The 1148-nt window shown below is 35.9% G+C and carries 1 protein-coding gene; it reads right to left on the bottom strand.

What is annotated here, in order from left to right; translation table 11 throughout:
* On the bottom strand, window positions 1-1148 hold a 1148-nt coding region (locus O9295_RS26945; RefSeq protein WP_288036329.1), incomplete at both ends, for an IS630-like element ISMae23 family transposase.

Below are 1148 nucleotides of genomic sequence, written 5' to 3' on the forward strand. Positions count from 1 at the left end.
ACATTGACAGCATTACCCTTATTTTTAAGTTTTCTACTCCATTTAATAATCAATCCCCCTTCATTTAAAAGCTGATTGACTACTTTTTCCAGTTCTTCTTTATTTTCAAATTCTCGATTAGCTATGTATTCTTTAGCGGAATGCCACACTAATTCTATTAGGTTGTAATCTGGACTATAAGCTGGTAAAAACTCTAGCCTAATATTGGGCAACTCTTTTTCCACCTGCTCAATAACATCTTTCTTTTTGTGATCACTAGCATTGTCTAATATGATGATAATTTTCGGTCCTTTTTCTCGAAAATCTTCGGGCAGATTTCCCAAGTTTATCCATTCTTGACGAATCTCTTCATGAAGTTTCTTTAATTGTTCATGGAAAGTTTCTGAATTTCCTTTTTTGATCATAAAACAGACTCGTTTTTTGTCATTATATCTTAAGGCTCCCATCACATTCACCCTTCCTCTTTTTCTTTGCCCATTCACTTTTTTTCGCTTTCCTTTTTTTGTCCAAGCTCTCCTTCTTATTACTCTCAAACTAAATCCACACTCATGAGGGGCTGTGTGGCGAACCTGCGTCGCCACCTTGAAAGCCCCGTCCCAAAACCATACCTGAATTGACTCTGGCTTTTCTTTAGCCAACCTTAAATATTCATCTAATTTTTCTTTAAATGCTTTTCTTAATTTCTTGTCTTGCTTATCTTCTAGACTATATTTTGCCCAGATATACACATACTTTTTTCTTCTCAATATTCTTCTCACTTGCGAGCCACTCAGTTTAATTCCTGTTTCCTTTTCTAGATGCTCTGCTAATCTTGCCGCTGTCCATCTCCCGAATTCATATCCCAATTCCTTCGGGTCTTCATCAACTATTTTCAATAGTAAATTAATATATTCCTCTGTGGCTTTTTTATGATTTCCATTTTTTCTACCATCTTCTAGACTTTCTATATTGTTAGGATCGCCATGAACACACCAAGGGGCGACTGTTTTGAGTGAACAGCCAATAAACTCAGCTATTTCTCGTTGAGTTTTTCCGTCGTTTAGCAAGAGAAACATTAAAATTCTTTCCCTAACCTCTGCTCTTTCTTCTTCTTTAAGAGCTTTTTGTAAGTTTTTCTTTTCTTCTAAGTCTAGGAAATCTTTGGCTGG

The sequence above is a fragment of the Microcystis sp. LE18-22.4A genome (genome assembly GCF_027531105.1).
Classification (GTDB): Bacteria; Cyanobacteriota; Cyanobacteriia; order Cyanobacteriales; family Microcystaceae; genus Microcystis; species Microcystis aeruginosa.